Raw genomic sequence first — 21,794 nt, 5'->3', positions numbered from 1 at the left:
GTGAATTCTTAGGCAACAGCCAATGGGATGAGGTAAGCATTACTAAACTCATCTGCAATATGGTTAATACGTTCTAAGAAGGATTCAATAAAGTCTTCTAAACCTTGTTCAAAGACTTCATCAATATCAGAGTAATCCAAGCTGGCTTTGAGCTTACCAAGCAGGCGCTCAATTTCTTTCGACTGCTGATTCTTGACTTCTGAGATTAGGGGGATCAATTCATTGACACAACACACTAGCGATCTAGGCATTTGTTTATTAAAGATGAGTAGCTGAGCAACTTTTTTGGGCGTAACTTGATCAGAATAGATTTGACGATAAATTTCGAAAGCTGAAACAGAGCGCAGTAATGCGGCCCAGTGATAGAAATCAAAGAACTCACCATCGCTACCTTCTTCAGCCTTCTTTTTGGATTTCAAAACTTTTAGCACATCCTGAACTTCATATTTGGTTTCAAGAATGCGGGCAGTGTTATCAGCTCTTTCAAGAAGTGTGCCAACGCAAATAAAGTAGAAGGCTTCATTTTTGAGCATCGTGCCATACATAACCCCTCTAAATAGATGGCAGCGATGCTTTACCCATTCAAGTAGTCGACTAGGGTCAGCTTGATTTCTGGCCTCTATGATGCGTTGTAATTCAAGCCAAGTCGTATTTTGCGTCTCCCAAACTTCAGAGGTAATTTTGCCGCGAATAACGCGCGCATTTTCTCGTGCGGCAAATAAACAGGAAACAATGCTAGACGGATTACTGGTTTCATAAATCATAAAGTCCAATACGTTCTCGCGATTGACGATATCGTATTTGCTTAAAAATGCTTCTTCTAATTTAGAGATGGTCAGTAATTTTTTCCAGCTTTGCTCCAGAAACTCTGCGGGCTGCGGTAGAAGTGAGGTTTGATGATTGACATCGAGCATACGAGCAGTATTTTCTGCGCGCTCAGTATAGCGAGCCATCCAATAAAGACAATCAGCGGTTCGACTCAACATATCTACTCTTCCCTTATTCCTCTAGCACCCAGGTATCTTTAGTGCCGCCACCTTGCGATGAATTCACAACTAAGGATCCTTCTTTAAGGGCTACCCTTGTTAATCCGCCGGGCACCATCTTGATCGTTTTGCCAGAAAGCACAAATGGCCTGAGATCAATATGTCTTGGGGCAACACCAGAGTCCACAAAGGTAGGGCAGGTAGACAGTGCCAAGGTTGGTTGAGCAATGTATTGATCTGGATGGGCAATCAGATGAGATCTAAACTCCTCAATTTCAGCTTTGGTTGATGCAGGCCCTACCAACATGCCATAACCACCAGCACCATGCGTTAGTTTGACAACTAATTTTTCGAGATTAGCCAGGGTATAGGCTAAATCGTCTGGCTTGCGACATTGAAAAGTAGGGACGTTATTCAGAATGGGTTTTTCGCCAAGATAAAACTCAATCATTTCTGGAACATAAGGATAGATAGATTTGTCATCTGCAATGCCAGTGCCAATGGCATTTGCTAGGGTTACATTGCCTGCACGATATGCAGAAAGTAATCCAGCAACGCCTAAAGTGGAATCAGAGCGAAATGCCAATGGATCTAAGAAGTCATCATCAACACGGCGATAGATCACATCGACTCGCTCAGGCCCTTGCGTAGTTCTCATGAAAACTTGTTCATTCTTAACAAACAAGTCCTTGCCTTCTACTAGCTCAACACCCATTTGCTGGGCAATATAGCTATGTTCAAAATACGCTGAGTTGTACATGCCTGGTGTGAGCACAACTACATTGGGTTTTTTCACATCATTGGGCTTAACCGACTTGAGACATTCCAAAAGCATATCGGGGTAGTGTTCTACCGGAGCAACTCTATATTTCTGAAAGAGATCAGGAAAGAGGCGCATCATCATCTTGCGATCTTCAACCATATAGGACACCCCAGAGGGAACGCGCAAGTTATCTTCTAATACATAAAATTCACCTTCACCTGCACGAACAATATCGATCCCTGCTATTTGGGCATAGATATCACGTGGCACACTGACGTTGCGCATCTCGGGGCGATATTGGGCATTGTTAAAGATCTGCTCGCCAGGAACAATCCCTGCTTTGATAATTTCTTCATCGTGGTAAACGTCGTAAATAAAGCGATTTAGCGCTTTGACGCGTTGACGTAAACCAGCTTCTAGTTGTTCCCACTCTTTTGCTGTAAAAATTCGCGGTACTTGATCAAACGGAATCGTTCTTTCTGCTCCAAGGTCATCGCCGTAGACGGCAAAGGTAATGCCCACACGCCTAAAAATAAGATCAGCTTCAGCACGTTTGAGACCCATGAGGGTATCGCTTTGCTGTTTTAGCCACTGATGGAAAATTTGGTAGTGGGGACGCGCTTTGCCTGCGGCATCGAGCATTTCATCAAAAGGCAATTTCATAGTGACAAACTAATGCCTTTGAAAAGACGGATTTTTAGGAATTGAAGCAGCTTGGTGCTGTTAGGCACAGTATTGGTGCGTATTTCATTTCTCTTCAAGGTTATAGAACCTTTGAAGAGTCTACACCCTAATTAGGCGTTCAAATCGCCCCGAGCAATTCGACCTTTTTGGACTTCCCATTCACGTTCTTTGGTAGCAGCGCGTTTATCGTGCTGTTTTTTACCCCTTGCCAAGCCAATTTCACATTTGACATTCCCTTTGGAGAAATGCAAATTTAAAGGTACCAGGGTGTAGCCTTTTTGCTCAACTTTACCAATGAGTTTGCGAATTTCAATAGCATTAAGCAAGAGCTTTCTGGTCCGGGTGCTGTCAGGAACAATATGGGTAGAGGCTGAAAGCAGAGGGGTGATATGGCAGCCAATCAGAAACAGTTCCGCCTTACGTATGACAACGTACGCTTCTTTAATGTGCGCGCGACCAGCGCGAATGGCTTTAACTTCCCAGCCCTCCAGCACCAGTCCGGCCTCAAAACGTTCCTCGATGAAATAATCGAAGAAGGCTTTTTTGTTATCGACGATACTCATATTTATTTAGCTTCTCAAGATCGATTATGGCAGACGTCAACAAGACCGTTTTAATTGGCCAATCCGCCGACCGAATGTATGGCTTGGTGACGGATGTGGCACGTTATCCGGAGTTTCTGCCTTGGTGCGGCGGGGTAGAGATATTTGAGCAAACAGAAACCATACTAGAGGCCAAAATTACGATTCATTTCAAGGGTATTAATCAATATTTCCATACCCGCAATATTAATCATCGACCTGAAACCATAGATATGGTCTTTGTTGATGGCCCATTTAAGCAATTTTCAGGACAGTGGAACTTCATCCCCCTTAAGGAAGACGCCTGTAAGGTTGAATTTAAGCTGCATTGGGAATTTAAGAGCGCAATCCTCGATAAGATTATTGGCCCTGTCTTTGGGCTCATTGCTGGCACCTTTGTGGATTGTTTTGTAAAGCGTGCTGAAGACCTTTATGACTAAGCAGGTGATGACCATCACCCTTTGCGATGCTAGGCAGGGGGATCCCGTTTTAAGTCCCATCCAATTAAGCTTTCTTGTAGATGAGTTGCCCACAGTTGGGTTAGCCTTAATCAAAGCTGGGGTAGCCACGGGCCCAAATGACCCTCTTCTTGCAAGAAAGGGATGTTTTGGGGTTTTTGGTAAGCGCAAGGACTGGGATAGTCCAATTTACTCGGGGGATCGTTTAGAGCTCTATTCCCCCTTACTAATAGACCCTAAGGCGGTTCGGCGCAAAAAGGCTAATCAGAAGCAGGATGCCAAATTCCAAGCAGCGGCGGCTAAAAGAAAGGCTAGGAGGCTATAATCTGTTTTTGTGACTAGGGGTTTTGCATGCGACTCATTCAAAAAGCACTCACTTTTGACGATGTGCTCCTCGTACCGGCCTATTCATCGGTACTTCCTCGAGATGCCAGTCTGGCAAGTAAATTAACTCGAGATATTTCTCTTAATACACCATTGGTGTCCGCAGCGATGGATACCGTCACCGAAGGTCGTTTGGCTATCGCCATGGCAAGTGAAGGTGGTATTGGCATCATTCATAAAAACTTAACGCCAGCTGAGCAAGCGCGTGAAGTGGCAAAAGTAAAGCGCTATGAATCTGGCGTTCTGCGCGATCCCATTACGATTGGTCCGGATGTCACCTTGCGTCAAGTCATTCAGCTTTCTCGTGAACATGGCTTTTCAGGATTTCCTGTTCTGACTGGTAAACAAGTCGTTGGAATTATTACCAACCGCGATTTGCGTTTTGAAGAAGACTTAGATGCACCTGTAAAAACTAAGATGACTCCGCGTGAGCGTTTGGTTACTGTAAAAGAAGGCTGCACCCTAGAAGAAGCGAAGCGCTTGATGAGTCAACATCGCTTAGAGCGCGTGTTGGTAGTCGATGATAAATTTGAATTGCGCGGCCTTATCACCGTAAAGGATATTTTGAAAGCAACTGAGCATCCTAATGCGTGTAAGGATGGTGAGGGCAAGTTGCGTGTTGGTGCTGCAGTAGGCGTAGGTCCTGATAATGATGAGCGCATTGAGCTCTTAGTTCGGGCGGGTGTCGATGTGATCGTAGTTGATACTGCCCACGGCCACAGTCAAGGTGTCTTGGACCGGGTTAAGTGGGTTAAGAAAACCTATCCACAAGTGCAAGTGATTGGCGGAAATATTGCTACGGGCGATGCTGCCAAAGCATTGGCTGACCATGGCGCTGATGGCGTGAAGGTGGGAATTGGTCCTGGTTCTATTTGCACCACCCGCATTGTTGCTGGGGTAGGTGTTCCGCAAATAACAGCGATTGTAAATGTTGCCAATGCACTCAAGGGTACCGGTATTCCATTGATTGCCGATGGTGGTATTCGTTACTCTGGTGATGTGGCTAAAGCATTAGCAGCTGGTGCAAGCTCAGTCATGATGGGCGGCATATTTGCTGGTACTGAAGAAGCACCGGGCGAAGTATTCTTATATCAAGGCCGTTCATATAAGAGTTATCGCGGCATGGGTTCATTAGGCGCAATGGCGGATGGTTCTGCTGATCGCTACTTTCAAAACGAGATTGTTGCAAATGCCGAAAAACTGGTACCTGAAGGTATTGAGGGACAAGTACCTTACAAAGGTAGCGTTCTTGCTATCTTGCATCAACTCACTGGCGGTATTCGTTCTTCCATGGGTTACCTCGGATGCAAAACGATTGATGAGTTACATGAGAAAGCCAATTTTGTGGAAATCACCTCTGCGGGCGTGCGCGAGTCCCATGTGCATGATGTGAAGATCACTAAAGAAGCGCCAAATTACCATATTGATTAAGACTTAAATAAGATTGCTTTATTCGTGCACGACAAAATACTGATACTCGACTTTGGTTCACAAGTAACTCAATTAATTGCCCGGCGTGTGCGCGATGCGCGAGTGTATTCTGAGATTCATCCCTATGATTGCGATCCAGAATTCATACGCAAGTTCATAGAGGAGCAGGGCGGAAAAGGCATCATTCTTTCTGGTGGCCCTAACTCGGTAACGGATGACGGCAGTCCTCGCGCCCCCCAAATTGTTTTTGAATTAGGTGTTCCCGTATTGGGCATTTGCTACGGCATGCAAACAATGGCAACACAATTGGGTGGTGCGGTTGCTTCTGCTGAGTCACTGGGGAAGGCTCGCGAGTTTGGATATTCAGAAGTCCGCGCGCATGGGCATACTGCTCTACTCAAAGGCATTCAAGACTTTTCTACCAGCGAAGGTCACGGCATCCTGAAGGTGTGGATGAGTCATGGTGATTCAGTAACAAGCTTACCCCCAGCATTTAAGATGATGGCCTCCACTGAATCTTGCCCGATAGCCGGCATGGCTGATGAAGAGCGCCGTTTCTATGCCTTCCAATTTCATCCAGAGGTAACACATACTATTCAAGGTACTGCAATCATTGAGCGCTTTGTCCATGATATCTGTCAATGTAAACCTGATTGGGTGATGGGTGACTACATTAGCGAAGCGGTTGAGAATATTCGCAAGCAAGTTGGTGATGAGGAAGTGATTCTAGGTTTATCTGGCGGTGTTGATTCTAGTGTTGCTGCGGCTTTGATTCATCGTGCCATTGGCGATCAATTGACATGTGTGTTTGTTGATCATGGACTCCTTCGTTTGAATGAAGGCGACATGGTGATGGAAATGTTTGCTCGCAACCTTGGTGTGAAGGTGATTCGCGTAGATGCAAAAGATACATTCATGTCCCAGCTAGCGGGCGTGGCAGATCCCGAAGCGAAGCGAAAGATTATTGGTAAAGAATTCGTTGAAATTTTCCAAACCGAGTCTGGAAAGATCAAGAATGCTAAATGGCTTGCTCAAGGAACTATTTACCCGGACGTCATTGAATCAGCCGGTAAAGGTAAGAAGGGTGCACATACTATTAAGAGCCACCATAACGTGGGCGGCCTGCCCGAAGATATGCATCTTAAATTACTTGAGCCTTTACGTGAGCTCTTTAAAGATGAGGTACGCGAACTCGGTGTTGCTTTGGGCTTACCAAGAGAGATGGTTTATCGCCATCCTTTCCCAGGCCCTGGCTTGGGTGTTCGCATCTTAGGCGAAGTAAAGGCAGAATTTGCACACTTACTTCAACGTGCTGATGCTATTTTTATTGAAGAATTGCGTAATACGATTGATGAAGCTAGTCAAAAGTCTTGGTACGACTTAACAAGCCAAGCCTTTGCCGTCTTCTTACCGGTGAAGTCTGTTGGCGTAATGGGTGACGGCAGAACTTATGAATATGTAGTGGCGCTGAGAGCAGTTCAAACTCAAGATTTCATGACGGCACACTGGGCACATTTACCCCATGAGCTGCTTGGCAAAGTTTCAAATCGTATTATTAATGAAGTGCGTGGTATTAATCGAGTGGTATACGATATCAGTGGCAAACCACCAGCAACAATAGAGTGGGAATGAAATCCGCGCTCAAATGCAGTAAATTCTTTTTTGTCTTAATATAGCTAAATATTAAAAAACAATTTTAGGAATCCACATGTTTGCTAAAACAATAATCACCGTTCTTGCTCTTGGCATAACGATTGTAGGTTTACTATATTTTTTCAACACTGGCGATTATTTCGTCTTTGCTATAGGAATGGCAATCTATTTCTTAGCCACTATTTCAGGCTCAATCTGCAAAAGATTCAATAGATAATTTTCAATGTAAGCAGTTGTCATGCCTCATTAGGTTTCTATTTACTAGAAATAGAGGCTAGCTGAATGCCTAAGTTAATCCCTTAGGCAAAGAAAAGTTGATATTTTCATTAATACCTGTCATCGGTAGCACTACACCCTTTGAAAATGTTTTAATTGCTTGGATAACTTTTGCCGTTAATTCTTCAGGAGCGGATGCACCAGCAGTAATACCGATATTTTTAACTCCAGTAAACCATTCGGATTTAATCTGTAGCGGATGATCTACTAAATACGCTGGGACCTGTCTGTTTAATGACAATTCCTGAAGTCTTTTAGAGTTTGAGCTATTTGGGCTGCCAACGACGATCACGATCTCAACTAAAGGCAGCATTGCTTTAACAGCATCCTGTCGGTTTTGAGTGGCATAACAAATATCCTGTTTCTTAGGTGAATGAATATGGGGATATTTTTTTATCAGAGCGGCGGAGATTTCAGAGGTTTCATCTACCGATAGGGTGGTTTGAGTAACGTATGCGAGCAATTCATCTTCTTTAAATCTTAATGTCTCAACATCAGCCACTTTTTCTATGAGGTAAACCGGAGCATCAATTTGGCCCATGGTCCCTTCAACCTCTGGATGTCCAAGATGGCCGATCATAATGATTTGGTAACCACTCGCATTTAAGCGAATCACTTCAGCATGCACCTTTGAAACTAATGGACAAGTTGCATCAAAAACGGTTAGTTTACGAAATTGAGCATCATTCTTAACTGCTCTAGCTACACCATGAGCGCTAAAGATCAAAATAGATTCTTCGGGGGCTTCTGACACGTCATTCACAAAAACAACCCCTTTTGCCTCGAAAAATTTTACAACGTAGGCATTGTGAATAATCTCGTGCCTGACATAGATTGGGCTCCCATATTTTTTCAAAGCCTCTTCAACAATCGTGATTGCTCTTTCAACACCGGCGCAAAAACCTCTTGGCTGAGCTAAAAAAATTTGTGTAGGCTGATTGATGGGTGATAAAGGCATTAATTAATGAAAACCAAAAAATGATTTCTATTTGATGGACACTTTAAAAGCAAAAAAATTGAGACTATGTTCTTTAGTTTTACTTGTTGTTCACACTGATGTTCATCGGTATAAACCCTAAAAATGGTTAAATCTCAGTCACTCATGATTTAAGTTGAAGGTAATGCCAGATTATTGATCGGTAAATTGCAATTTAGCTAAGCGGGAGTAAAGACCACTTCGTAAAATTAGATCAGCATGGGTGCCAGTTTCGACAATCTTTCCATTTTCAATTACAAAAATCTTATCGGCTTTCTTTACTGTCGAAAGTCGGTGAGCAATCACAAGCGTGGTCCGACTTTCCATGGCCGCTTCGAGAGCGCGCTGAACTAGTAATTCAGACTCTGCGTCCAATGCGCTCGTTGCTTCATCCAGAAGTAATAGGGCTGGATTTTTTAATAAGACTCTTGCGATTGCAATCCGCTGTTTTTGTCCTCCAGATAAACGAATTCCTCGATCGCCTAAGAAGCTTTGATAACCCTCTGGCAGCTTACAAATGAATTCATCTGCGATTGCAAGGCGGGCTGCAGATAGAACCTCTTCATCAGTAGCATCCATTCTGCCAAAGCGAATATTTTCCATGGCATTGTCTGAAAAAATCACAATATCCTGTGGTACAACACCAATCATTTTTCTGAGTGCCTCAAGTTGAAGATCCCGAATATTGATGTCATTAAATAGAATTTCTCCGCTCGTTGGATCATAGAAGCGGAGTAATAGTTGAAAAAGGGTAGTCTTACCAGCACCCGATGGACCAACAATAGCAACCTTTTCACCAGGTTGAATCTCGAGAGAAACATCCGACAGAACATTATTTTGATTTGATGGATAGTGAAAACTAAGATTTTGTATTTCTACTCCGATACCGGCTGCATTGACCTTAGGAGCTGATTTCACGATAGATAGATCTTGGATAGAAGACTGAACACTCAAGAGCTCTAGAAGGCGATCGCTTGCGCCTATGGCTCTTTGAGTATCTCCTATTACTTCAGAGATGCCAGCTATGGCCCCGGCAACAATCACAGCATATAAAATAAATTGAGACAATTCTCCAGCGGTAATTTGTTTGTCCATGACGGCATAGGCGCCAAGCCAGAGAACTAAAATAATGCTGGTAAAGCCAAATAAAATGGCAACAAAAGTGAGTAAGGCCCTCGCTCTTGTTCTGGTAATGGCTGCATCTAGGGCGGTTTTAATGTATTGATTAAACCGATTGATTTCTATTTTTTCATTTGTAAATGATTGAATAGTGGGGATTGCATTTAATTTTTCTCCTGCTAAGGCGGATGCATGAGCAATTTTATCTTGGGAATTTCTGGATAGCTTTCTAACGCGTCTACCCATGATTACAGTTGGAATAATAGTGAGTAGTAGGGTGGCGAAAATGAGTACAGATAATTTTGGGCTAGTAATAAACATCATGACTAAGCCACCCGCTAGCAAAAGCATATTTCTGATTGCCATGGAGACGCTAGTACCAATTAATGTCTGTATCAGAACCGTATCGGTATTTAGGCGGGATAGTATTTCACCGCTATGGGTAGATTCAAAGAACTCTGGACTTTGTTTGATGACGTGACTGTAGACTGCCGCACGAATATCGGTTGTAATTTTTTCGCCCAACCAAGACACCATATAAAAACGAAGCGACGTTCCTAGCGCTACTAGGCAAGCAACCATAAATAGGATTAAAAAAGTCGTATTGATTTGATTGCCGCTATCGGCGTTAAAGCCCAAATCAATGATTTGCCTAAAGGAGAAGGGGACAGCTAATGTAGCGCTTGCAGCGAGTACTAAGCTAAAGCTTGCCAATATAAATTGCTTTTTATATGGCTTCAAAAAAGGGATCAGTGCTGCTAAGGTACGAAACCCACTCGGATTTGTCTTGTTGCTCTGCTTGGTCATTGAAGAATCTCTAATAATTATCTATGATAGTTCACTTAGATGAGATTCGTATTTTTAGTGATATCAGAAAGATGACAGGCCAAAGCTCTACGACTAATAAAGACCCCTTATACAAAAGAAGTCCTTGGCTTCCTCGCGGTCAAGTACGCAAGCTTATTTTTCTAGGTCTCTTGATACTAGCGGGTTATGGGTCAACGCGGCACTGGTCCTTTCTGATTCTGCTTCTTCTCACGATTCTTTCCCTTTCACCAAAAGTATTGTTAGCTACTGCCTATTACTATGGAAAATCTGCTATGTTTCTTGGTCAGATGTTCGGTAAATGAGTAATCAATGAAGATCTTTTTGACTGGCGCCAGCGGTTTTGTGGGAAGCCATTTGATCCAGTCATTAATAGCAGCAGGACACGAGATTGTTGGCCACTATCGTTCACCAAGTTTGCTTATGATCAACCCCCAGAATCATTTGAAAGTTTGGTCAGGCGACTTAAACAATATCCAAGGCTTATCTAATCGCCTGCAGGATATCGATAGCGTGATTCATTGTGCAGCCGAGATGAGACTATGGGATTCAGAAAAATCTCTTCTTGAGACTAATGTACTCATGACAAAAAATATTTTAGAGGCTGCGAGGCAGGCAGGCGTTAAGCAATTCATTTACATGAGTGATGCCTCAGTTGCTAAAAGTCCATTGAGTCAGAACCTCAATGTTTCAGAATCTCGGGCTTTGCCATCTCTCAAGCAATTCCCCTATAGCCATAGCAAGTTCCAAGCGGAGCATTTAGTTCTTGATGCAGGAGATGAGCAGTTACACACTATTAGCCTTAGACCTGCCTCCATTTGGGGTAAGGGTGACTTAGTAGATCAGAGCTTAGGTAAGGCTTCTAACCAGAATAAGTTTGGCTGGTTTGACCAGGGGGACTATCTCTTTTCTACTTGCTATATTCAAAATCTTTGTGAAGCGGTCAAAAAAGCGCTGTTATCGCAAACCAATAAAGAAAGTTTTTTTATCAGCGATGGGGCGCCCATTCAATTTAGAAAATGGATGACGATGAGACTGAATGCGGGTCAGTACAAAGTACCTACGTTATCCATATCGCGCTCTCTTGCCAGACCTCTAGCGCGTTTTACAGAAAATGGTTGGAAATACTTACCGCTTCATGGGGATCCCCCATTAATCAGGGAAATGGTCCATTTAATGGCGCATCCTTTTTCTGTTTCTATTCAGAAGGCTCAAGATCAGTTAGCTTATGCACCAATCTTCGACATAGAAGCTGGCATGCTTGAAATAGAGAAAAATACGAGCTAGTCAAGGGTTTACCCTAGATATCTTGACTCTAACAATGACCGCGTTTAAAGTTTTCCTAATAAATGAGTAATCATTCATTGATGTTCCTATGCGCAGAAGATATAAACCTCGAAAGGATGTCGGACATGTATAAATTCCATGATATGAAAGATCGGATTTCTAAAATTGCAGGATTTTTTGGAATGGTCGTCAGTATTACGCTTGCCTTTTATCTGATTTTTCCTACAGGTCAGACCCAATCTAAAATTGCAATGTTTTTAGTTTCATTGGGAATTGCCTTAGCTCTGAGTGGCCTTACCTTCAAGGCATTACTCAAGTCACAGAGATAAAAGCTGATCCCAAACTATTTAAAAGCCCCAAGATTTTGAAGTATTTGGGGCTTTTTCTTTGGACTCAAAATAGCCCTCCCGCTATCTCTAGGCCCGATTAAACCCCTTTAATCGGTGTAAACACTTATATCTAAAACCCCTTAAGAGGCTTTTACTAAGGCATCTAATGATTAACTGTTTTGCTGTATGAATCCTTTTTTGCTTGACCCCATTTCTGAAATTGGTTTAAAGACTGACCATTTCAATTTTCTATTCATTTCTTATAGCAAAGTCTGAGGTAAGAATTGAATTCTGTATCCCAAGAAGCGATGGTTGATTCCCAGCCAATCAATTTCCAGCCCTTAAAAGAGCGTGGCCAAAGAGAGGTTTTCTGTGGTCTAACTGGCATCATTTGGTTGCACCGCAAAATTCAAGATGCATTCTTCCTGGTGGTGGGTTCTCGTACCTGTGCTCACTTGATTCAATCTGCTGCTGGGGTAATGATTTTTGCAGAGCCACGTTTTGCCACAGCAATCATTGATGATCGTGATTTAGCAGGGCTTGCTGATGCAAATGATGAGTTAGATAAAGTAGTAAAGCAGTTATTAGAGCGGCGTCCTGATATCAAACTACTATTCTTAGTAGGATCTTGTCCTTCAGAAGTCATAAAGTTAGATTTATCGAGAGCAGCGCAACGCCTTGGTAAAACATTTGCGCCCAATGTGCGTATTCTCAATTATTCAGGAAGCGGTATTGAAACAACCTTTACCCAAGGGGAAGATGCTTGTTTAGCTGCTTTAGTGCAGGACCTACCTAAGTCGAATTCATCTGAAGAAGTTGATCTATTGGTGGTTGGATGTTTGGCTGATGTTGTTGAAGATCAATTTAGCCGGATCTTTAAAGATCTAGGCCTCAAGTCGTATGCTTTTTTCCCGCCCAGAGAATCTACGCAGAAAATCAATGTAGGGCCCAAGACCCAGTATTTGTTGGCTCAGCCATTTTTGACTGATACCGCTAGATTTTTAGATAATTTAGGGGCCCGCAGAATTGCCGCACCCTTTCCGTTGGGTGTGGAAGGCACAGAAAAATGGTTCTTAGCCGCAGCCACAGCTTTGGGTATTTCACAGGATGTCTTTGAAAAAGTGATTGCACCACAAAGAGATCGCGCCAAAAAATCACTTGAGCCTCATCGGGATGTCTTGCAAGGCAAATCCATTTTCTTTTTTCCAGATTCCCAGCTAGAAATTCCACTAGCTCGCTTCTTAAATCGGGAGCTTGGCATGAGCTTGATGGAAGTCGGTGTTCCATATTTACATCGTCAGCATATGGCGGAAGAGTTGGCAATGCTCGATCCAAAAACGCAGTTGTCTGAGGGGCAAAATGTAGAGAATCAATTAGATCGTTGTCGCGCTCAACAACCGAATATGGTTGTCTGTGGCTTAGGTTTAGCTAATCCATTAGAAGCGGAGGGCTTCACTACCAAGTGGTCGATTGAACTCGTTTTCACGCCTATCCAAGGGTTTAACCAAGCAGCAGATCTTGCAGAGCTATTTGCTCGCCCTTTAACTAGAAAAAATAAGCTCATGATGGTGGAGACAGCATGAAGTTAACATTGTGGACTTATGAGGGCCCACCCCATGTTGGCGCAATGCGAGTTGCAACAGCCATGGAAAAGGTGCATTACGTTTTACATGCACCCCAGGGTGATACTTATGCTGACCTTCTTTTCACCATGATTGAGCGGATGAAAAAAAGACCACCTGTTACTTACACTACTTTTCAGGCACGGGATTTAGGTAGTGATACAGCCGAGCTTTTTAAGGATGCTGCCAGAACGGCATATGCCCGTTTTAAGCCGGATTTATTGATGGTGGGTTCTTCGTGTACTGCAGAGCTCATTCAAGATGATCCGGGTGGATTGGCCGCCGCTCTTGATTTACCTGTTCCCATTCTGCCGCTTGAATTACCAGCATATCAAAAGAAAGAGAACTGGGGCGCAGCAGAGACCTTTTATCAGATGGTACGTTTACTTGGCCAGCAATTTGTTCTAGCGCCAGGTCAAACACGTTCTGCTAGAGCGCCTGGCACAAAGCCGACTTGCAATATTTTAGGTCCTACAGCATTGGGATTTCGTCATCGGGATGATGTCGAAGAAATTTCTCGCTTATTGCGTGAGTTGGGAATTGAAGTGAATGTGGTTGCACCACTCGGTGCTGATCCCTCAGATATTGCACGTTTGCATGAAGCTGACTTTAATGTCAATTTATATCCTGAGACAGCAAATACAGCAATTACTTGGATGACCAGAAATTTTGGTCAGCCTTCTACAAAAGTCATCCCCATAGGGTTTAAAGGTACTCAAGCTTTTATCGCTGAAGTGTGCCAGCTTGCAGGTATTGATTGCGATATCCAAGAATTTAGTAAGTCATCAAAAGCACGTTGGTATGCCTTATCTGTAGACTCAACCTACCTCACTAATAAAAGAGTATTTATTTTTGGCGATGCTACCCATGCAATAGCTGCTGCAAAAGTAGCTGCTCATGAAATGGGCTTCAAAGTAGTAGGTTTGGGAACATATAGCCGTGAATTAGCTCGTGAAGTACGAGAGGCCGCCGCTGAATTAGGGCTTGAAGCAATGATTACGGATGATTATTTAGAGGTTGAAGAAAAAATTACAGAGCTTCAGCCCGAATTGATCTTGGGTACGCAAATGGAGCGCCACATTGCTAAGCGTTTGAAGATTCCTTGTGCAGTGATTTCATCACCAGTTCACGTACAAGATTTTCCATCACGTTATTCCCCGCAAATGGGATTTGAAGGCGCCTGCGTCTTATTTGATTCTTGGGTACATCCATTGATGATGGGCTTAGAGGAGCATTTGATTGGCATGTTTAAGGGCGATTTTGAATTTCATGATGGTGCGATGCCATCGCATCTTGGTCATTCAGGACCTGGAAAAGAGGTCTTAGAACAAGCGCCTACAATGACTGCTGCCAAGATTGGAGATCCTGCTTGGGAAACGGATGCAGAAAAAGAACTTAATAAAATTCCTTTTTTTGTAAGAGGTAAGGCTAGAAGAAATACCGAACGATATGCAGTTGAGCAAGGCCTTTTGAGTATTAGTTTGGAAACTTTGTATGATGCAAAAGCACACTTTAAAAGTTAAATATAGACATTAAGTCAAAACGTGAAAGCAAGAAAAAATGAAAGAAATTAATATCCCCATTTCAGACTTTCGCAGTGCGCCGCCTGATGGCGAGGGCAGTCTTCAGGTACAGCTTGACCCTAATTTAAAAATTGGTAAGGCTAAGGTCTTTGCGATTTATGGCAAAGGCGGTATTGGTAAGAGCACCACCTCATCAAACTTATCAGTAGCCTTTTCTAAACTAGGAAAACGCGTCATACAGATTGGTTGCGATCCGAAACATGATTCAACCTTCACTTTGACGAAAAAACTCATGCCTACAGTGATTGATGTGCTGGAGAAGGTAGATTTTCATTCAGAAGAGTTGCGCGTCGAAGACTTTGTGTATGAAGGATATAACGGTGTCATGTGCGTAGAAGCAGGCGGACCTCCAGCAGGTACTGGATGTGGAGGTTATGTTGTTGGGCAAACTGTGAAACTCCTAAAAGAGCATCATTTGCTGGACGATACCGATGTCGTGATTTTTGACGTTTTAGGCGACGTAGTTTGTGGTGGCTTTGCTGCGCCACTGCAGCATGCGGATCGCGCACTGATTGTCACTGCAAATGACTTTGATTCTATTTTTGCGATGAATCGTATTATTCAAGCAATTGGAGCAAAAGCGAAAAACTATAACGTTCGATTAGGGGGTGTGATTGCTAATCGTAGTAAAGATACCGACCAAATCGATAAATTTAATGAACAAGTCGGATTAAAAACGATGGCTCACTTTCCAGACTTGGATGTGATTCGTCGTAGCCGTCTTAAGAAATCAACTTTATTTGAGATGGAGTACTCACCTGAGCTTGAACTAGTTCAGCAAGAGTACATGCGCTTAGCAGCGGCACTTTGGGCTGGAACTGATCCACTACCTTCGGTTCCAATGAAGGATAGGGATATATTTGATTTGCTAGGTTTTGATTAAGAAGCTTTTTTAATCACTCGGCATATCTACTAGCTTGGCTGTAATGTCCCAAAGGTCTTTGCTTAATTTTTCACTCTTGGCTTTCATGGAAAGTTCTTGGGCGAAAGGTTCTCTAATGGCCGAGTTGCGATTGCCCCAACTCCAATGAACGCCTGATTGGGTAAAGTGTGAATCAGCAACAACTTGCGCGGCTCTTTCACCAGCAAGCTCTTGGCTGACATAGCCTTTGGTAATGTTTTTCTGAAACCAGGGAAATATTTTTTGAAAGAGTGGCGGGGTGTCTCTAAAGAGGGCTGTCTGTGCTACGCATCCTGGGTATAAAGTATTAAAGATCACTCCAGTGCTGGAGTGATATCTTTTTTGTAGTTCTCGATTCATGATCATATTGCACAACTTGCTATCTTTGTAGGCCTTGCCTGGCTTAAAAGCTTTTCCGTTAATCATCGCAATCGGCGCTTTAAAGCCGGCCAATAGGCCCTCTAAAGCACCAATATCTGCAGGGGCGGGAATAGGAACTTTGCCACCGAATTCTTCTGAATTTGCCGTTACTGTACCCAATGTAATCAAGCGTGCATGCTCATGCTTTTGGGCAGTTTGTACTAGATGATTTAGTAGCATTCTGCTCAATACATAGTGTCCAAAATAGTTTGTAGCTACGCTGATCTCGAATCCCTGAGGAGAGCGCGCTGGTTCTTTTAAGAGTGGCAAGTACGTTGCAGCATTACAGAGCAAGGCATTGAGCTTTTGGCCGCTATCATTAAAACGTTGTGCAAATGATTTGACGCTATCGAGATTTCCAAGGTCTAGTTGCCAGATTTCATATTGGCTTGAATCAAACTGATGTGCCTTGGCAGCGAGCTCCATTTTTTGGGGATCTCGAACAGCTAGAATCAGTCGCCAATTTCGAGCCAGCAGAGCCTTAGCGGCATATAAACCAACTCCTGAGGAGGCTCCGGTAATAATGGCCAGAGCTTGATTAATATTTGAATTCATTTCTCTATTACAGTCTTAGTTTTGGTGAAAATTCATTATTGTTATTTTAAGGCGCGTCCTGATGATCCTAAAAGCGTTCAAGATTATTGTGCTGGTATTAATGATCTCTATATTGATTGCTGCTCTCTATCTATGGACTCCCGATAAGTCTAAAGCAGATTTAGAAAAGATATATGGCTCACCTAAAAATGCTTATGTCAGCGCATTGGGGGTCAACATTCATTATCAAGATACTGGACCCTCTAAACATTCAACACCAATTTTATTTTTGCATGGCTTTGGTGCCAGTTTGCACACATGGGACGCTTGGTCTAAGGAATTAAGCTCTGAATACCGTGTGATTTCTGTTGACTTGCCAGGCTTTGGATTAACGGGAGAGGATCCTAGTGGCATCTATACCGATGAGAGAAGTGTGGAAGTCTTAGAGGCCTTCTTGAAAGAGCTGAAGATTCCAAAGGTAGTGCTGGTGGGTAATTCTATGGGCGGAAAGTTTGCTTGGAAATTTACAGCGCGTTATCCGGATCAGGTCAGCAAGTTAGTGCTCATATCTCCTGATGGATATGCAAGTCCTGGAATCGAGTATGGTAAAAAACCAGATATTCCAAAAATTGCTCAGCTTTATCGCTATTTCTTTTCTAAAACTTTTTTAGCGATGAACCTTGAGCCAGCTTACGCTAATCCAACAACGTTAAATGATGGTTTAGTGACGCGTTATTACGATCTGATGCTGGCCCCTGGTGTAAGGGGGGCAATCCTAGCTCGTATGGAGCAAACTACTTTGCAAGATCCAGTGCCATTATTAGCCACAATCAAAGTACCTACTTTATTAATCTGGGGTGAAAAAGATGCTTTTATTCCCATTGCAAATTCAAATGAGTATTTGAAGGTGATGCCTAATGCCAAAAGAGTATCCTTACCTAATATTGGCCACTTACCGCAAGAAGAGCAGCCGATAATCGGCCTTGCCGCACTTAAAGAGTTTTTATAAGCAATGAAACGAATTCCCTTAGATTGGCCTAATCGAGAACACAGCAGAATTGTTTCTGTTGGGGATTTAGATTGGCATGTTCAGCTGACAGGTAAAGGCCCCGTGGTTTTGCTACTGCACGGCACTGGCAGTTCAACCCATTCTTGGTCGGACATTATTCCTTTATTAGAATCCCATGCGCAAGTCCTAGTTCCAGATTTGCCGGGTCATGCATATACCTTGGGCGCAAAATTAGAAGACTTAACGCTTGATCAAATAGCACGCTCATTACTGGTATTAATAGATCAGTTAGGTATTGAGTCGCCATCTATCGTAGTGGGACATTCTGCTGGAGCACCACTAGCGCTGCGTTTTGCAGTGGCCGCTTCAAAACCACCTAAGCTAGTGATTGCTTTGAATCCTTCTTTTATACCGCCACCACCTGTGTACACCAGTTTCTTTGGACCGCTCTTAGGTCCAATCACCCGGTCCTCAACACTCTCTAGCTTGCTTGCTTCATTGTCACCTAGCTTAGGAATGGTAGATAAACTTCTAGACTCAACCAATACCATTTTGCCGGAGGCTCGTAGAGTCTATTATCGAAAACTCTTCGAGCGCTCAGACCACGTTCGAGGCTCCATGAATTTTATGGCAGCAGCAGATATTGAAAAAGTTCTAAAAGAAGCAAATCTATATCACGGTAAATTAATTTGTGTACTGGGTAGCGAGGATGCTTGGATACCAGCTAAACCATTAGAGAAAATTATTCGGGATTACTTTCCAACTGCAGAGGTTTTGAAGTGGGATGGGGGTCACATCATGCATGAGCTAGAGCCAGTCAAGGTGGCACAACTAATTCTCAAGGGACTGCCTTAGCTTAGTGGCCGAGTCTTTTTAAGGCCTTGCATAATTGCTTGAGATACCTCATTTGCTCCTGCATTTGGAAGCGGCAGGTACATCGAGCCGAGCATAGCTGCCATTGCTTTACCCTCATCTCTAGCTTGGGGTGAAGTATCAATCCACAAACTCTTAAAGGAATGAAGAGATGCAAAACGCGCTGACTGCTGAGCATCTGCCATTGCTTTTGGCCTTCCTGGAGAGCCATCTTTAGCAATATTGGCGCGGCCATCCGTTAAGAAGACTAAAGCAGGCGTCAGACCCTTCCTCATCGATGCGCTAGCTATTTCAAAAGACTCATCAATAGCGCGAGATAAAGGAGTTCCACCTCCACCAGGAAGACCGCTTAATGCTCGCTTTGCTCTAACCAGTGAGCGAGTGGGGGCGAGGACTAGCTCGGCAGTACTTCCTCTAAATGACATCACGGCTACTTGATCTCTTCTCACATAGCATTCTGCCAAGAGGAGTTCCACGGCACCCTTAGCTTCAGCTAGGCGATGCATCGCAGAAGAGCCTGAGGCATCTACGATAAACATCGTTAATGTTTGAGTGCGTTCTTGATAGCGTTTAATTCGAAAATCTTCTTTGCGAATGATCATATTTCCATGAGGAATGGATTTACCAGCCGCCTTCATTTCTGCTCGACGAACACCTTGCCAAGGAACAGCAGCACGCAGGGTATCAATGATGCTGAGTGTTTTGCCACCCTCCGGCATGCCTGGCATATTGCCCAAGGGACGACCTCGCATACGTCCTACTTTGACAGCACCCGTCTTACCAGCCATTCCTTTGGGTGTTTTAAGCTGAGCCAAATCAGCAAGGCGAGCCAAGAGGTCGGCCGGAATTGCTGCTTGAGCAGATTCTAAGATTTCATCTTCCAGCGCTTGCGGATTTTGTTCTTCAGTTTCTGGTTCCCGATCTTCCTGTTCTTCTTCCTTATTCTGATTATCAGTAGGATCTGGTGGAGACAATTCTGGCGGTGGAGGAAGTGGTTCTTGATCTAATGGATCTTGTTCATTCTCTGCTTGTTCATCTGATTCAGGTGGAATCTCCTCCTCAGGGGGCGCGCTCTGTGGCATTCTCGTGGCACGCGGGGATAGGACCAAAGCAATTGCACGTTGCAAGTGCATGCTGGTGACTTGATCTTCTCTATCAAACGAAGCCAAACACTTAGCTGTCTGGATTGCTAAGCTCAGTGCGCGTATCGATATCACACCTAACTGTTCTGCAACACCAACCAATGCATTGAGACTATCTTCATTGACAGTTACGTCTGCAAAGTTTTCTCGTGCATATTCAATTGATTGAGCATCGGGTAGAAAATCATCGTCTGTTTCGGGTAAATCTCTCCATCCGAGGATATCGAGATTCAAAAGAAACGCCGTCCTTTGCCGAATTTTTTCATTTGCTTGTTCGTCATCCTCGATGCCTTCATCTAAGGCTATAACGCCAAAGTGACTTTCAATTTTTCGACTTTGACCATCGCGTTCAATCGCAATAAATCCATTGTCTAAAGCGCCTACTACTTTTGCGATTGCGCCTACTTCAATTCTCTCTGCCATTGGCATGAGTAATAACTGCTGATCAGATTGAGCTAGCAATCCCTGCCTGAGAACAGCTTTGCCGCTCCGTAATGTTTGATCGAGATCGATTCCGCCAATCAGGTTTTCATCAGAAATACCAAGGGGCATTTTGCGCAATGGCATGCGCATCCCACCTAATTGAGCGACAGCATAAAGATAAGCAAGCCAACGATCTCTGACTGGGCCAGAGCGTGCTCGTAAAATAACGCCCCCCAAGCCATGCGGATTAATCACTAAGAGCTGAGCAACCTGGAGTGCCCGTAACCACGTTTCGAGTTTGGCGCTCTTACTAATTTCTTGGGTATATTCTTGATTTTCCAAAAGAAGACGCTTACTTACTTTTTTCGGGAAACAATTCTTCTAAAGCTCGCCTGACCCTAACTGCAGAACTGGAGTCATCTAGTGGATTACGTCTAAGGCGGTGTTGTAAAGCAGGCACTGCAATTTTTTTCAGATGCTCAATCGTGACATGATTTTTTCCGCATAAGGCTGCATAAGCCCGCGCCGCCCTAAGGAGGGTTAGTTCGCCGCGCAAGCCATCGGTGCCAAGATGGCTACAAAGCTGGGTCACTTTTTCTAGCATGGCGTCATCTACTTTGACGGACGGTAACTTCTTTTTGCCCGCCTGAATTTGTTGTCGAATGAGCTCATCTTCTTTTTCCCATACTTCCATAAATTTCGTGGGATTACGCTCAAACTCATCGCGTCGCTTAATAATCTCAACGCGAGATTTTGATTCTTGAGGCGTCTTGACCTCTACCGCAAGACCAAAACGATCGAGTAGTTGAGGGCGGAGTTCGCCTTCCTCAGGATTACCGCTGCCCACTAAGACAAATTTAGCAGGGTGGCGAATACTTAAACCCTCTCTCTCCACCACGTTTGCTCCAGAGGCAGCAACGTCTATTAATAAATCGACTAAGTGATCCTCTAAAAGATTGACCTCGTCTATGTAGAGAAAGCCTCTATGAGCTTTAGCCAGTAGGCCAGGCTCGTATGCTTTCTCCCCAGAACTCAGTGCTTTTTCAATATCTAGTGCGCCAATCACCCTGTCTTCAGTAGCACCTAATGGCAGATCAACAACCGGCACTGGTTTTTTAATGGTTTTGAGTTTTCCGCCAATCTTCAATTTGCCCCGAAGTTCATCGCAGACCGGACATGTCCCTGTTGCCGCATTTGGATCGCAGGCATATACACAATCTTGAACCGTATTCATCTCAGGCAGCAATGCTGCGAGGGCACGAACTGCGGTGGATTTGCCTGTACCTCGGTCACCCATCACAAGCACGCCGCCAACACTGGAATCGAGTGCTGCAATCAAGATTGCCAATTTCATATCCTCTTGCCCAACGATTGCGGAGAAAGGGTAATTACGCGCCATTCAGATTCCTTGAAATTTTTTAATTCAATCGATTTAAGCCAACTTATTGCATTGCAGCAAACTACTTTTAAAGTACTTAATGGTTTAAATATACTGGTATTGAGATTTTATTAGGACATACCCTTAAGCGATAGTT

At 43.7% G+C, this 21,794-nt stretch carries 20 protein-coding genes; 12 read left to right on the top strand and 8 right to left on the bottom strand.

The features are described 5' to 3' along the window. Positions 1–8: 8 nt before the first annotated feature. The 3 genes from ICN38_RS07715 to smpB all read right to left on the bottom strand — a co-directional run bounded on the left by ICN38_RS07715 (position 9) and on the right by smpB (position 2,996). Complete coding sequence (locus ICN38_RS07715; RefSeq protein ID WP_216256491.1) at positions 9–986, bottom strand: alpha-E domain-containing protein; 978 nt, start codon at positions 984–986, stop codon at positions 9–11. A 13-nt stretch (positions 987–999) separates the two neighbouring features. Next, positions 1,000–2,412: a circularly permuted type 2 ATP-grasp protein gene (locus ICN38_RS07710; RefSeq protein ID WP_216256490.1), complete on the bottom strand. Its 1,413-nt coding sequence runs from the start codon at positions 2,410–2,412 to the stop codon at positions 1,000–1,002. A 131-nt stretch (positions 2,413–2,543) separates the two neighbouring features. Continuing rightward, entirely contained in the window at positions 2,544–2,996 is a 453-nt protein-coding gene (smpB, locus tag ICN38_RS07705; RefSeq protein ID WP_216129688.1) for an SsrA-binding protein SmpB, read from the bottom strand. Between the two features lie 26 nt (positions 2,997–3,022). Here smpB and ICN38_RS07700 point away from each other — a divergent pair, with 26 nt between their 5' ends. Genes ICN38_RS07700 through guaA form a run of 4 tightly spaced genes read left to right on the top strand, consistent with a single transcriptional unit; the run spans position 3,023 to position 6,919 of the window. Continuing rightward, positions 3,023–3,454 (top strand): type II toxin-antitoxin system RatA family toxin, encoded by a 432-nt coding sequence (locus tag ICN38_RS07700; RefSeq protein WP_216256489.1) that lies wholly within the window; start codon positions 3,023–3,025, stop codon positions 3,452–3,454. Next, on the top strand, positions 3,447–3,797 hold the full coding sequence (locus ICN38_RS07695) for an RnfH family protein (protein WP_216256488.1): 351 nt from the start codon (positions 3,447–3,449) through the stop codon (positions 3,795–3,797). The genes ICN38_RS07700 and ICN38_RS07695 overlap by 8 nt, the downstream gene beginning before the upstream one ends. A gap of 26 nt (positions 3,798–3,823) precedes the next feature. After that, positions 3,824–5,287, top strand: a complete 1,464-nt coding sequence (gene guaB, locus ICN38_RS07690) for an IMP dehydrogenase (RefSeq protein ID WP_216256487.1) — start codon at positions 3,824–3,826, stop codon at positions 5,285–5,287. A 24-nt stretch (positions 5,288–5,311) separates the two neighbouring features. Beyond that, a complete protein-coding gene (gene guaA / locus ICN38_RS07685; RefSeq protein WP_216256486.1) occupies positions 5,312–6,919 on the top strand; it encodes a glutamine-hydrolyzing GMP synthase in 1,608 nt (535 codons plus the stop codon). Positions 6,920–7,226: 307 nt separating this feature from the next. Here guaA and ispH read toward each other — a convergent pair whose 3' ends face one another. Together ispH and ICN38_RS07675 are read right to left on the bottom strand one after the other, a co-directional pair. Next, complete coding sequence (ispH, locus tag ICN38_RS07680) at positions 7,227–8,174, bottom strand: 4-hydroxy-3-methylbut-2-enyl diphosphate reductase (protein ID WP_216256485.1); 948 nt, start codon at positions 8,172–8,174, stop codon at positions 7,227–7,229. 171 nt (positions 8,175–8,345) lie between these two features. Further along, complete coding sequence (locus ICN38_RS07675; RefSeq protein ID WP_216256484.1) at positions 8,346–10,118, bottom strand: ABC transporter transmembrane domain-containing protein; 1,773 nt, start codon at positions 10,116–10,118, stop codon at positions 8,346–8,348. A gap of 23 nt (positions 10,119–10,141) precedes the next feature. Here ICN38_RS07675 and ICN38_RS07670 point away from each other — a divergent pair, with 23 nt between their 5' ends. The 6 genes from ICN38_RS07670 to bchL all read left to right on the top strand — a co-directional run bounded on the left by ICN38_RS07670 (position 10,142) and on the right by bchL (position 15,840). Continuing rightward, on the top strand, positions 10,142–10,441 hold the full coding sequence (locus ICN38_RS07670) for a hypothetical protein (RefSeq protein WP_216256483.1): 300 nt from the start codon (positions 10,142–10,144) through the stop codon (positions 10,439–10,441). A gap of 7 nt (positions 10,442–10,448) precedes the next feature. Continuing rightward, on the top strand, positions 10,449–11,423 hold the full coding sequence (locus ICN38_RS07665) for an NAD(P)-dependent oxidoreductase (RefSeq protein WP_216256482.1): 975 nt from the start codon (positions 10,449–10,451) through the stop codon (positions 11,421–11,423). Between the two features lie 125 nt (positions 11,424–11,548). Next, positions 11,549–11,752 (top strand): hypothetical protein, encoded by a 204-nt coding sequence (locus tag ICN38_RS07660; RefSeq protein WP_216256481.1) that lies wholly within the window; start codon positions 11,549–11,551, stop codon positions 11,750–11,752. Positions 11,753–12,036: 284 nt separating this feature from the next. Then, positions 12,037–13,335, top strand: a complete 1,299-nt coding sequence (locus ICN38_RS07655) for a ferredoxin:protochlorophyllide reductase (ATP-dependent) subunit N (protein WP_255562770.1) — start codon at positions 12,037–12,039, stop codon at positions 13,333–13,335. Beyond that, positions 13,332–14,897 (top strand): ferredoxin:protochlorophyllide reductase (ATP-dependent) subunit B, encoded by a 1,566-nt coding sequence (gene bchB, locus ICN38_RS07650; protein ID WP_216256480.1) that lies wholly within the window; start codon positions 13,332–13,334, stop codon positions 14,895–14,897. The genes ICN38_RS07655 and bchB overlap by 4 nt, the downstream gene beginning before the upstream one ends. A 58-nt stretch (positions 14,898–14,955) precedes the next feature. Continuing rightward, the gene (gene bchL / locus ICN38_RS07645) at positions 14,956–15,840 is read left to right on the top strand and encodes a ferredoxin:protochlorophyllide reductase (ATP-dependent) iron-sulfur ATP-binding protein (protein WP_370624391.1); all 885 of its coding nucleotides are present in this window, start codon (positions 14,956–14,958) and stop codon (positions 15,838–15,840) included. A gap of 9 nt (positions 15,841–15,849) precedes the next feature. Here the strand turns inward: bchL and ICN38_RS07640 are convergent, their stop codons facing one another. Then, positions 15,850–16,833, bottom strand: coding sequence for a protochlorophyllide reductase (locus ICN38_RS07640; protein WP_216256478.1), 984 nt, complete (start codon positions 16,831–16,833; stop codon positions 15,850–15,852). Between the two features lie 61 nt (positions 16,834–16,894). Here ICN38_RS07640 and ICN38_RS07635 point away from each other — a divergent pair, with 61 nt between their 5' ends. Beyond that, a complete protein-coding gene (locus ICN38_RS07635; RefSeq protein ID WP_216256477.1) occupies positions 16,895–17,821 on the top strand; it encodes an alpha/beta fold hydrolase in 927 nt (308 codons plus the stop codon). Positions 17,822–17,824: 3 nt separating this feature from the next. Continuing rightward, positions 17,825–18,676: an alpha/beta fold hydrolase BchO gene (bchO, locus tag ICN38_RS07630; protein ID WP_216256476.1), complete on the top strand. Its 852-nt coding sequence runs from the start codon at positions 17,825–17,827 to the stop codon at positions 18,674–18,676. On the opposite strand, the gene ICN38_RS07625 is transcribed toward bchO, so the two are convergent. Then, on the bottom strand, positions 18,673–20,601 hold the full coding sequence (locus ICN38_RS07625) for a magnesium chelatase subunit D (protein ID WP_216256475.1): 1,929 nt from the start codon (positions 20,599–20,601) through the stop codon (positions 18,673–18,675). The two genes, bchO and ICN38_RS07625, sit on opposite strands and share 4 nt — an antisense overlap. Before the next feature lie 10 nt (positions 20,602–20,611). Beyond that, positions 20,612–21,658, bottom strand: coding sequence for a magnesium chelatase ATPase subunit I (gene bchI / locus ICN38_RS07620; RefSeq protein ID WP_216256474.1), 1,047 nt, complete (start codon positions 21,656–21,658; stop codon positions 20,612–20,614). Positions 21,659–21,794 lie beyond the last annotated feature (136 nt).

The organism is Polynucleobacter sp. AP-Melu-500A-A1 (assembly GCF_018882125.1).
Classification (GTDB): domain Bacteria; phylum Pseudomonadota; class Gammaproteobacteria; order Burkholderiales; family Burkholderiaceae; genus Polynucleobacter.
The sequence above is the reverse complement of the archived record's forward strand: the minus strand, read 5'-3'. Positions and strand labels throughout refer to the sequence as shown.

Bases quoted from the DNA above. Each gene is read 5' to 3' on its own strand.
- ICN38_RS07715 (WP_216256491.1), bottom strand. From the start codon at position 986: ATGTTGAGTCGAACCGCTGATTGTCTTTATTGGATGGCTCGCTATACT.
- ICN38_RS07710 (WP_216256490.1), bottom strand. From the start codon at position 2,412: ATGAAATTGCCTTTTGATGAAATGCTCGATGCCGCAGGCAAAGCGCGT.
- smpB (WP_216129688.1), bottom strand. From the start codon at position 2,996: ATGAGTATCGTCGATAACAAAAAAGCCTTCTTCGATTATTTCATCGAG.
- ICN38_RS07700 (WP_216256489.1), top strand. From the start codon at position 3,023: ATGGCAGACGTCAACAAGACCGTTTTAATTGGCCAATCCGCCGACCGA.
- ICN38_RS07695 (WP_216256488.1), top strand. From the start codon at position 3,447: ATGACTAAGCAGGTGATGACCATCACCCTTTGCGATGCTAGGCAGGGG.
- guaB (WP_216256487.1), top strand. From the start codon at position 3,824: ATGCGACTCATTCAAAAAGCACTCACTTTTGACGATGTGCTCCTCGTA.
- ispH (WP_216256485.1), bottom strand. From the start codon at position 8,174: ATGCCTTTATCACCCATCAATCAGCCTACACAAATTTTTTTAGCTCAG.
- ICN38_RS07675 (WP_216256484.1), bottom strand. From the start codon at position 10,118: ATGACCAAGCAGAGCAACAAGACAAATCCGAGTGGGTTTCGTACCTTA.
- ICN38_RS07670 (WP_216256483.1), top strand. From the start codon at position 10,142: ATGATAGTTCACTTAGATGAGATTCGTATTTTTAGTGATATCAGAAAG.
- ICN38_RS07665 (WP_216256482.1), top strand. From the start codon at position 10,449: ATGAAGATCTTTTTGACTGGCGCCAGCGGTTTTGTGGGAAGCCATTTG.
- ICN38_RS07660 (WP_216256481.1), top strand. From the start codon at position 11,549: ATGTATAAATTCCATGATATGAAAGATCGGATTTCTAAAATTGCAGGA.
- bchB (WP_216256480.1), top strand. From the start codon at position 13,332: ATGAAGTTAACATTGTGGACTTATGAGGGCCCACCCCATGTTGGCGCA.
- ICN38_RS07640 (WP_216256478.1), bottom strand. From the start codon at position 16,833: ATGAATTCAAATATTAATCAAGCTCTGGCCATTATTACCGGAGCCTCC.
- ICN38_RS07635 (WP_216256477.1), top strand. From the start codon at position 16,895: ATGATCCTAAAAGCGTTCAAGATTATTGTGCTGGTATTAATGATCTCT.
- bchO (WP_216256476.1), top strand. From the start codon at position 17,825: ATGAAACGAATTCCCTTAGATTGGCCTAATCGAGAACACAGCAGAATT.
- bchI (WP_216256474.1), bottom strand. From the start codon at position 21,658: ATGGCGCGTAATTACCCTTTCTCCGCAATCGTTGGGCAAGAGGATATG.